Raw genomic sequence first — 10670 nt, 5'->3', positions numbered from 1 at the left:
AAGTAGGGGCTGTTTTTGCCAGTTTTCTTGTCAAATCATTGATTGTGCTGTGTGGCACCCCCCTCTGTCCTGCCGGACATCTCCCCCTCAAGGGGGGAGATCGAAGGAGGCGTGCTCAGCGGTCCCTCTTTAATTTGTGCGACGGCAGGAAGCTGGCAGGGAGTGGAATTCGGCAAGCTCAAGGCTTTTTGACTGGATAGGACCTTGCTTCTGGCCGATCTCCCCCCTTGAGGGGGAGATGCCCGGCAGGGCAGAGGGGGGTGCCTCGCGGCATTCTCGGCCTCGGCCAGATCCAACCCCGCTTTTCGCGAAGGACCTGCCTTCCAACCGACCTCACATCACCCGATCGAGCCAGTCCATCGCATGGTCCTGCTGGTCAACCGGGAATGCATGAGCTTCGCCGGGCCAAAGCCGCATTTCGAGGCACCGTTCCGCGTCCGCGGCGGCCCAGATCGCATGAAGTTGCTCCTGCGCCGCCAAGGCGGCAGGCTGCGGAAAATGCCGGTCTTCGGCGCCGCTGAAGATCAGTGCCGGTTTCGGCGCGGCGAGGCCTGCAAAATGCGGATAGTCGATCTTTCCCGCGATCGGCGGATGCAGCATGGAAAAGGCCGACTGGCCGCGAAGCTGGTTGTTGCCTGGCTGCATGAGGCCCTGCAGCGTCCCCATCCAGCCGCCGGCGACACAGGCGCTGGCATCGTCCGAAAGTGCGGCGGCCTGCCAGGCGCGGGAGCCGCCCAACGAATACCCGAAGCTCGCCACACGGCTTCCATCGACGCCGGGCAGCGCGCGAAGCCATGCCATGGCCTCGAGGTCTTCGAGCAGGATGACGGAGGCGTAGGAAACCCCGAACTGCATGAGATTGGCCGCCAGCGCCTGCTGCGCTTCGTAACCGTTGCCTTTCCGGCTGCCCCAGCCGAGCGCGTCGGCGCAAAGCACGGTGTAACCGCGCCGGGCGAGTTCGTTGCCGACATGCCGGCCGCCGTAAAGTTTTGCCGCCCATCGATCCGTGTCCGCTGCGATCTCGAAAGCTTCGCCGGAGCGGCGGATCATCTTCTCCTTGCCGATCGAGAAGAACGAGCCGTGGTCGTGCAGCAGCAGCACGGCAGGCGTAACGCCATTTGTATCCGGGCGAAGTACATAGGCTCTCGTCGTTTCGCCGTTCGAAAAGCCAAGCTCGAGCTCTTGGGCCCTGCATCCGTCTTCAGCCCACTCCGTGACGACCGACGCGCTTGCGGGCGCAACCCGCCCGACGCCGAGTGCCTGCCGCACCTTGTTCCGTGTGCGGTCCTTCCAGTCGGAAAAACCTTCCGCCGCCGGCTGGAAATTCCAGTCGAACGAGAGGTTGTCGCGCAGCCTCGCCGCGAGGCGCGGCATGTTCTCGCTGTTGATCATTTCTCCTGCCGCAGCCGTTCGAGCATCCGGTCGCGGCTGTCGCCCAGGTGCTTGCGCATCGCCGCGCGCGCGCCTTCCACGTCACGGGCTTCGATTGCCTTGAGGATGGCACGGTGTTCTTCGTTGACGCGCGCGAGATGCACGGAGAGGCTCGCGTCATCGACCGCATGGGTCGAAAGCCGCATGCGCGGCATCAGGGTCTCGCCGAGATAGTTGAAAATACGGAAAAAATGCTCGTTATGGCTGGCGGTGGCAACGGCGCGGTGGAAATCGAAATCCGCCTGCGTATCCCGGCTTGCACGGCGGACGGCGACATCCATCGCCTTGCAGGCCGCCGTCATCGCCTGGATATCCGCCTGGGTCCGCCGGTCGGCGGCAAGTGCTGCCGCTTCCGATTCGATGCCGATGCGCAGTTCGAGCCCCTTTACCAGGTTTTCGACCAGCATCAGGTTTTCGTCGCCAAGGCGGAAAGGCGTCACACCCGCGTCCTGGCGAACGAAGACGCCGATACCATGATGGATCGAGACGAGGCCGCTTGCCCGAAGATTGGCGATCGCTTCCCGAACAACCGTCCGGCTGACGCCCAGTTCGTCGATCAGCGCCTTTTCCGTCGGAAGCTTCGACCCGCGCGGATATTCCCCGAGCTTGATGCGCTCGGCGATCGTGCGCACGACCTGCGAACTCAGGGTCTCCCTGCGGCGCCAGGTAGCGGATGGGGCTTCGGCTGTCATCGGGCACTCCATGGCGTCTCGGATGTGAAACTCAGACAGCGTGGTCGTATTCGAGGCTCGCCTGGATCAGTTCCCGGGCATAGGGATCCTTGGCCTGGCCTGTCGCCAGCACGTCTCGGCTCATCACCTCGACCACGCGACCATGCTGCATTACCGCCAGCCGCTCGCACATATGATCGATCACCGCAAGATCATGGGAAACGAAGAGATACGTCAAGTTGCGTTTTGCACGCAGATCGGCGAGCAGATTGAGCACTTCCGCCTGCACCGAGACGTCGAGCGCCGAGGTCGGCTCGTCGAGAAGCAGGATGCGCGGTTCGAGAATGAGCGCGCGTGCGATCGCCACGCGCTGGCGCTGGCCGCCGGAAAGCTCGTGCGGAAACCGCGACAGGAAGGCCGGATCGAGGCCGACATCGATCAGAGCCCGCTCCATGCGTTCGAGCTGGCGGTCCATGCGATGGATGCGGAGCGGCTCCTGAAGCGCCGTGCGGATCGACTGGCGCGGATGGAGCGAACCGTAGGGATCCTGGAACACCATCTGGACCGTGCGGCAATATTCGACGAAGGGCATGTCATTGACTGACCGCCCCTCGAGCTGGATATCGCCCTCCCAGACATTCAGGAGGCGGGCGATGCAGCGCAGGATGGTCGATTTGCCGGAACCGGACTCGCCGACGAGCCCGAAGGATTCGCCAGCTTCGACCGAAAAGCAGACGTCGCCAAGAATTCGCTTCTTTGCGAGACCATAGCCGAGATCGATCGAGAGATTGCGGACGTCGATGGCGGTCATGCGCGCACCTCTTTGGTCTCTGGGGAGATGGTTTGGCGGTTCAGGACCGGAAGCGGCTTTCGGCTGCCGCCGATATGCGGCTGTGCGGCAAGCAATCCTTGGGTATAGGGATGCGTGCAGTTGCGCATGTCCCGGGCCGCCCGTTCCTCGACGACCTCGCCATGGCGCATGACCATAACCCGGTCGCAGAAATTGCGGACCAGGTTGAGGTCGTGGCTGATCATGATGAGGCCGATGCCCTTGTTGGTCACCAGTTCGTTCAGGATGTTGAGGACCTGCATGCGCACCGTGACGTCGAGCGCGGAGGTCGGCTCGTCGGCGATGATGATCTGCGGCTCGGGGATCAGCATCATGGCGATCATGATGCGCTGGCCCATGCCGCCCGAGACTTCATGCGGATAAAGGCCGAACACCCGTTCCGGATCGCGGATCTTCACCGCTTCCAGCATTTCCAGCGTCTTCTGCTTCGCCGCCTGGGCCGATGCCCTGCTGTGGACGCGGTAGGCCTCGGCGATCTGGTCGCCGACGCGGTGCACCGGGTTGAGCGAGAATTTCGGATCCTGGAGGATCATCGAAATGCGTCGGCCGCGGATCGTCAGCATCTGCTTCTCGCTGGCGGAGATGAGGTCGGTACCGCTGAAATCCATGCGGTCGGCCTCGATCTTCGCGGTCGGCAGCAACTTCAGCAGCGCGCGGCCGATCGTCGACTTGCCGGAGCCGGATTCGCCGACGATGCCGAGCCGCTCGCGGCCGAGATCGAAGGAAACGCCCTTGACGACGGTGTTGTAGGTCTTGCCGCTGCGATAGCTGACGCGGAGATTTTCGACCTTCAGAAGTGCCTGGCTGTTGTCCATGGGGAAAATCCTAACGCTGTTTCGGATCCAGCGCGTCGCGCAGGCCGTCGCCGAGAAGGTTGAAGGCAAGGCTGACGAGCAGGATGGCACCGCCCGGGAAGGCGACCAGCCACCAGTTGTCCAGCATGTAGCGCCGGCCCGTGGCGATCATCGCCCCCCATTCGGGCAGCGGTGGCTGCGCGCCGAGGCCGAGGAAACCGAGGCCGGCCGCGGTCAGGATGACAGTCGCCATCGAAAGCGTGATGCGCACCAGAACAGAAGGCAGGCACATCGGCATGATCGACTTGATGATGATACGCAGTGACGACGCGCCCTGCATGCGCGAGGCCGAGATATAATCGGCGCCGCGGAAGGTCAGCGTTTCGGCGCGTGCAAGGCGGGCGATCGGCGGCCAGGTGGTCAGTCCGATGGCGATGATCGCATTTTCGAGGCCGGCACCGAGGGCCGCCACGAAGGCGAGCGACAGGATGAGGCTCGGGAAGGACAGGAAGATATCGGTGATGCGCATCATGATCGTGTCGTACCAGCCGCCAAAATAACCGGCCGTCGTGCCGACCAGCAGCCCGATCGGGCCGACGATGACCGACACGATGGTGATGATCGTCAGGCTGATGCGCGTGCCGTAGATGATGCGGCTCATGATGTCTCGGCCGAGCTCGTCGGTTCCGAACCAGTGCTCGGCGCTCGGCGGCTTCAGCGTATTGCCAAGATTGATGACATTCGGATCATAGGGCGCGATCAGCGGCGCGACGATCGCCGTCAGGACCAGGATGGTGATGACAATGAGGCCGAAGCCCGAAGACGGGTTGCCAAGAAGCTCGCGGATGACGGCGAGCAGTCGGCGGAAGGCCGAATTTGGGTTTGAGCGAGTACCGTTCATGGCCACGTCCTGCATGTCGAGAGATTGAGCTGCCATGTCACCGCGTCCTCGGATCGAAGATCTTGTAAAGCGCGTCGGAAAGCAGGTTGAGCGCAATGAAGATGATACCGACCAGCAGCACGCAGGTCATCACTGCGTTCATGTCGCCGATCAGCATGTTGTTGGTGATGTATTGGCCGAAGCCCGGCCAGGAGAACACGGTTTCGATGAGGACGGCGCCCTCCAGCAGGCTGCCGTAGGCCAGCGCCACGATCGTCACCAGCTGCACCCGGATGTTCGCGAACGCGTGGTGCCAGATGGTGCGGCCCTTCGACAGCCCCTTCACCCGCGCCGTGGTCACGTATTCCTGGTTCAGCTGGTCCAGCATGAAACTGCGGGTCATGCGGGTGATATAGGCCATCGACGAATAGCCGAGGATGCTCGCCGGCAGCAGCAGATGGTTGACCGCATCCCGCAAGACCTCCCAGTCGCCGGCGATGATCGAGTCGATCAGCAGGAAGCCGGTCGTTTCCGGCACGAGGCCGATGTAATAATCCGACAGGCGGCCGCCGCCGCCGACCAGATCCAGCGCCGCATAAAAGATGATCAGGCCGATCATGCCGGTCCAGAAGATCGGCATGGAATGGCCGATCAGGGTGAGGAACCGGATGATGTGGTCGACCGGCCGGTTGCGGCGCACGGCTGCGAGAATGCCGAGCGGAATGCCGAGGCCCGCCCCGACGATGATCGCGAATGTCGCAAGCTCGATCGTCGCCGGCATGACATGCAGGATGTCGTTGATGACCGGCTGCCCTGTCCGGATCGACGTCCCGAAATCACCGTGAGCCAAGTCGCTCACATAGCGGAAGAACTGCTGGTAGAGAGGAAGGTTCGCGCCGATCCTTTCCGCGACCGTGTCGTATGTGGCCTGGTCGGCCTCTTCGCCGACAATGGCGCGGACCGGATCGACGGGCATCAGCCGTCCGATGCAGAAGGTCAGGATCAGCAACCCGAGAAGGGTTGCCAATATGGTGCCGGCCTGCCGCGTGAAAGCGGTGAGACGCTCGTTGTTCATGGGACTTCCTCAGAACCGTACTGGATGCCGCGGCGCTGCAAGACCAGGAGGCCTACGCCGCGGCAGCCGACGATTATCGTTCTTTCTTGACGGTGCGAAGCTGGGTGGACCAGGACGGGTTCAGCTCAAGACCCTTGATGTCGGCCCGGAAGCCGACACTGTCGACCACTTCCGAGAAGGGCTGGATCGCCGGCACCATATCCGCGTAATAGGTCTGGATCTCCTGATACTGCTTGGTCTGCTTGTCCTTGTTGCCTTCGACGAGAGCATCATCGACCATCTTGTTGATCTTCTCATCATAGAAGGACGTGCGCCAGCCCTGGAAATTCGTCAGCTTCGCCTCATCCGCATTGTTGGGATTGTAGACGATGGCGCGGAAGTTCGAGTCCGGATGCGGCAACTGGCCGCCGCCGCCGCGGCCGACGAGAAGCTCATACTTGCGTTCGCGCATCGCGCCGTAGATCTGGTCGCCGGAGCCGGTGACGATCTCGGCCTTGATGCCGGCCTGCGCCAGCGTCGCCTGGATGGCGGTCGCAAGACTCATGAACGGCACGTCGGAAATGGCGCGCAGCGTGGTCGGGAAGCCGTTCGCATAACCGGCCTCGGCAAGCAGCGCCTTGGCCTTCGCGACGTCGAGCTTGTAGCCCGCATTCGGCAAGGCGCCGAAAATGCCCGCCGGAACCGGACGATCGCGCAGCTTGCCGAAATAGGGCAGCACGCTGTCGTTCAGGCCCTGGTAGTCGATGAGGTAACGCAGCGCCTCGCGAACCTTCGGCTTCTGGAACTTCTCGTCCTTCATGGAGACGGCCAGATAATAGAAGCCGCTGCCGCCATTCGTCTGGATCTTGACGTCCTTGCTGCTCTCAAGCGCCTTGAGGTCGGCCGCCGACATGGAAAAGGCGATGTCGATATCGCCCTTTTCGAGCATCAGCCGCTGGCTCTGCGATTCCGCCAGATGGCGCATCATGATCCGGCGCATGGCCGGCTTCTCGCCCCAGTATTTCGGGTTCTGCTCGAGCGTGACGCGCTCGTTCGACTGCCACTGGCCGAGCGTGAACGGACCGGAGCCGGCAGAGTTGTTGGTGAGCCAGGCGGCGCCCATATCGCCGCTCTTGTCGTGCTCCATGACCGTCTTCATGTCGAGGATGGAGCCCGGCCCGACGATGCCGAGCGTCTGCACGATGACCTGCGGATCGACCTTCTTCGGCAGCTTGATGACGACCGTGCCGTCGTCCGGAGCGGTGAAGCTTGCATCGGCATTGGCCGCAGAGAAGCCATGCGTCTTCAGGAATGACGCCTGCGCCAGGTTGAGCTTCATCAACCGCTTGAAGGACCAGACCACATCCGCCGAAGTGACCGGGTTTCCGGAAGCAAAAGTCGCCCCCTTGCGCAGATTGAAGGTGATCGAGCCGTTGTCGTCGGCGATCGTCCAGCTTTCCGCCAGCTGCGGATTGACCTGGGCGCGATTGACGGCATCGAGCGCCACAAGGTTGTCATATATGTTTGTGAGAACCTGTACGGTCTCCTTGCCGGTGATGGCAGCAGGATCGAGCGTCAGGATATTGGTCATCGAGAAGCCGACGACCAGCATATTGGGTGGGGTTTCGGCATAGGCAGGCTGGAAAAACAGAGCGGAACCGAGCAATACCGGTCCCATTATTCTCGATAGCGGCGTCATGGCCGTCCTCCCTTGGATTGCCGGTCTCCTCCCGGCAGATAGATAATCGCGCTCCAAGAGATATGATGTCTTACGACACCTGTCAATCCAAAATGCCGCCTTCCCCACTCGCAGCGCAGTGGCTGAGGGCAGGCACCAGACATGTTTTCCGAATCTGCTTTCTGAAGCACCGCCGGGTAATCGTATATAGGGATGTATGGCGGCGCGTGGAGCCCCTCCCCTTTGTGGAAAGGGGTTGGAGAGGGGTCTTCACCTAACATAAAAGCCCGGTCGCCGGGCTGAGCCGCGCGGCTGATCAGTCAGCTATGCCGAAAATCGATGCGGCGATGAAGCGCTCCTGATCGCTGCCGTAATTGTAATAATAGACGCTCAGCAGCTTCCCATCCGGCCTGACGACCGTACGCGGATAACCGAGATCGGACATGCCGCCGTCGTCGCGGATGACGATGTCGTCGCTCCAGGTCTTGCCCTCGTCCGAACTGACCCGGGCACGAAGGCCATAGGGCGCGTCGCGATACCCGAACACGAGCACCAGCCGGTCATCCTTCAACCGGTTCAGCGTCGGCGGGTTGCCGGCGTAACCCGTATTCGGCACCGGTCGGCCGATCAATTCCCAGGTCTTGCCCTCGTCGCCGGAGGTATAGGCCTCGATCCAGGCCTTGCGGTCCGGGCCGCGGCTTGCCGTCGAGCAACGCACCAGCGTCAGCACCTTGCCGTCCTTCAGCCGGATCGACGCCGGCATGATCGCAAAACCCTCCGGCTCCTCTCCGACGAAGCTTTCGAAGCTGAAAGTCTTGCCGCCGTCGCGGGTGCGGACGCAGAAGACCTGGCCTTCCTTGCCGTTCGGCTTGGCGGCGCTCAACAGGAAGAGCGCGTCATGCTTGCCGAGCGGCACGATGTCGGTGCGCGCCGAAATGCCCGGCAGGCCGAAATCGCCAAGCCGGTAGGGACCGCGCCAGGTCCTCGCCCGGTCGTTGCTGACATAGAACCAGCTGATCGCGCCGCCCTGCAGGCCGGTGCGGGCGCACATCACCATCGTTTCCGGATCGGTGAAATCGATCGGCTGGTCGAGCGAGCGAAGGTCCCGGTCGATGTCGATCCTAGGCTGCGCTTCGAGTTCAGGCAGGACATGCTCGTCTCCGGAAAGCGTCTGGCCGCCGGGTACGAAAGCGTTAAACCGCTCGATAGTCCAGGTTTCGCCACCGTCGAGGCTGCGGGCCTGCACCGGAATGAACGGCCGGGTCTTGTCGCGCGCATGCAGATTCTCCGCCTCGCCGCGGAAACCCTGCACGAAAATCGTCACCGCCTCGTCACCCCAGAGCCACAGGCCGTAATTGGCGGGCCATGCGGCAAACTCGCCCGGTTTACGGTAGACTTCCACATTCTTGATCGCATCCGACTTGATCACAGGCATCCTCCTTGCCGCCGGGGCGGCTCATTCATCTCTTGATTGATCGGTCAGCCCTTGACGCCGCTGGTCACCGCGCCGTCGATCACGTGCCGCTGCGCCAGAAGGTAGACGATGATGACCGGCAGGGTGATGAGGGTCGCCATCGCCATGACGACGTTCCAGCGCGCATCCGGCCCGCTCTGCAGAAGCTGCAAGCCGATCTGCAAGGTCGCCATCTCCCGGTGCGAGTTGAGGATGAGCGGCCAGACGAAGTCGTTCCAGGCGCTCTGAAAGCTCAAGACGCCGAGCACGGCGAGCGACGGCCGGGCCAGCGGCAGCAGGATGCGCCGGAAGATCGTGAACGGCGATGCACCGTCGAGCTTGGCGGACTCCTCGTATTCCATCGGGATGCGGGTGAAGAACTGCCGCATCATGAAGATGCCGAACGGTGTCGCCGCAGTCGGCAGGATCATGCCCCAATAGGTGTTGAGAAGGCCGGTGCCGCCATTGCCGAGCCAGTCGTTGCCGCCAGCGAAGGGGATCTTCTGGACGATCAGGAAGACGGGAACGATCTGGCTCTGCGCCGGCACCATCAACAGGCCGACGACCAGCGCGAAGATCAGGTTGCGGCCGGAAAACTGCATGCGGGCAAGCGCGTAACCGGCGAGCGAGCAGAAGACGAGGTTCGAAACGGTCGAGCCCAGCGCGTAGATCAGGCTGTTCACCAGCTGCCGGCCGGCATCCGGCGAGGCCATGGCATCAAGATAGTTCTGCCATCGCAGGCCGTCCGGAACGAAACTCGGCGGAAACCGGAAGATTTCCTGGTCGCCCTTGAACGAGGTCGAGACCATCCAGAGGAAAGGCATCACGGTGGCGAGCGCTGCAAATAGCAGCAGCAGGTAACCGATGACGTTCATGACGTCGAAGCGCGGGAATTCCCGGCCGCGGCGGCGGGCCGTGATCTGTCGTTCCATCGCGGCGGGCTGTGCAAGGTCGGTCATGCGTCTTTCCTCCGCATGATCCGGGTCCCGATGATCGAGAACACCAGGATGGTCAGGAAGAGTATGGTCGACATGGCCGCGCTATAACCGAACTCGGTATATCCGAAGGCCGTCTGGTACATCTGGTAGACGACGGTTTCCGTCGAGCCGAGCGGCCCGCCCTGCGTCATCACGTAGATCGCGCCGAACACCTGGAAGGTCTGCACGATCAGGATGATCAGCAGATAGAAGGTGACCGAACTCAGCATCGGCACGGTGATGCGCAGGAAAATATCCTTGCCCTTCGCCCCATCGAGGCGCGCTGCTTCGTAGAGGTCGTTGGGAATGTCCTGCAGACCGGCGAGATAGATGATCATCGCGGTGCCGAAATCGCGCCAGATCGCCATGATGATCAACGAATTCATTGCAAGGCTGGGGTTCTGAAGCCAAGGCTGCGGCGGCAGGCCGACCCGGGTCAGGACACCGTTCAGCGGCCCGGCATAGGGCTCGTAGACATAGGCCCAGACGACGGCCGCCGCAATCAGCGAAGTGAGGACGGGCAGGTAGAAGATCGTCCGGAAGGCGATGCGCCCCGGCACGTTCTGATTGAGCGCGACCGCGGCCAGCAGGCCGAGCACCATGGTCGGAAAGGTTACGCCGACCGTATAATGGATCGTGTTGCCGACCGCCTGCTGGAAGCGCGTATCGTTGAAAAGCTTGATGTAATTGTCGAAGCCGACGAAATTCGTCGGCTTCAGGAACGAGACGTCCGTGAAGCTCATCAACAGGGTCGCCACCGCCGGCAGCAGCAGCGACAGGAACAGGATGACGAGCGCGGGCGCGAGGAATGCGTAGGCGCTCCAGTTCTGATGAAAACTGACCGTTTTGATCGGTCTGGATGTCGAGTTCTGAAGCGCCATC

The 10670-nt window shown here is 62.4% G+C and carries 10 protein-coding genes; all 10 read right to left on the bottom strand.

What is annotated here, in order from left to right; translation table 11 throughout:
- Nucleotides 1-333: 333 nt before the first annotated feature.
- The 10 genes from C5J22_RS27235 to C5J22_RS27190 all read right to left on the bottom strand — a co-directional run bounded on the left by C5J22_RS27235 (nt 334) and on the right by C5J22_RS27190 (nt 10669).
- On the bottom strand, nt 334-1392 hold the full coding sequence (locus tag C5J22_RS27235) for a dienelactone hydrolase family protein (RefSeq protein WP_105440802.1): 1059 nt from the start codon (nt 1390-1392) through the stop codon (nt 334-336).
- Nucleotides 1389-2123: a FadR/GntR family transcriptional regulator gene (locus C5J22_RS27230; protein ID WP_105440801.1), complete on the bottom strand. Its 735-nt coding sequence runs from the start codon at nt 2121-2123 to the stop codon at nt 1389-1391. The genes C5J22_RS27235 and C5J22_RS27230 overlap by 4 nt, the downstream gene beginning before the upstream one ends.
- Nucleotides 2124-2154: 31 nt before the next feature.
- Complete coding sequence (locus C5J22_RS27225) at nt 2155-2913, bottom strand: ABC transporter ATP-binding protein (protein WP_105440800.1); 759 nt, start codon at nt 2911-2913, stop codon at nt 2155-2157.
- Complete coding sequence (locus C5J22_RS27220) at nt 2910-3767, bottom strand: ABC transporter ATP-binding protein (protein ID WP_105423697.1); 858 nt, start codon at nt 3765-3767, stop codon at nt 2910-2912. Before C5J22_RS27220 ends, C5J22_RS27225 begins: the two co-directional genes overlap by 4 nt.
- A 10-nt stretch (nt 3768-3777) precedes the next feature.
- Nucleotides 3778-4662, bottom strand: coding sequence for an ABC transporter permease (locus tag C5J22_RS27215; RefSeq protein WP_370649435.1), 885 nt, complete (start codon nt 4660-4662; stop codon nt 3778-3780).
- A 22-nt stretch (nt 4663-4684) separates the two neighbouring features.
- Entirely contained in the window at nt 4685-5701 is a 1017-nt protein-coding gene (locus tag C5J22_RS27210) for an ABC transporter permease (protein ID WP_046634007.1), read from the bottom strand.
- Between the two features lie 73 nt (nt 5702-5774).
- The gene (locus C5J22_RS27205) at nt 5775-7379 is read right to left on the bottom strand and encodes an ABC transporter substrate-binding protein (RefSeq protein WP_172746797.1); all 1605 of its coding nucleotides are present in this window, start codon (nt 7377-7379) and stop codon (nt 5775-5777) included.
- 295 nt (nt 7380-7674) lie between these two features.
- The gene (locus C5J22_RS27200; protein ID WP_105440797.1) at nt 7675-8787 is read right to left on the bottom strand and encodes a sialidase family protein; all 1113 of its coding nucleotides are present in this window, start codon (nt 8785-8787) and stop codon (nt 7675-7677) included.
- Nucleotides 8788-8837: 50 nt separating this feature from the next.
- Entirely contained in the window at nt 8838-9770 is a 933-nt protein-coding gene (locus tag C5J22_RS27195; RefSeq protein WP_052754678.1) for a carbohydrate ABC transporter permease, read from the bottom strand.
- Entirely contained in the window at nt 9767-10669 is a 903-nt protein-coding gene (locus C5J22_RS27190; protein WP_105440795.1) for a carbohydrate ABC transporter permease, read from the bottom strand. The genes C5J22_RS27195 and C5J22_RS27190 overlap by 4 nt, the downstream gene beginning before the upstream one ends.
- Between the last annotated feature and the right edge of the window lies 1 nt (nt 10670).

Source organism: Neorhizobium sp. T25_13 (assembly GCF_002968675.1).
In the GTDB taxonomy this organism is placed as follows: Bacteria; Pseudomonadota; Alphaproteobacteria; order Rhizobiales; family Rhizobiaceae; genus Neorhizobium; species Neorhizobium tomejilense.
This window is presented reverse-complemented; position numbering and strand designations above follow the sequence as displayed.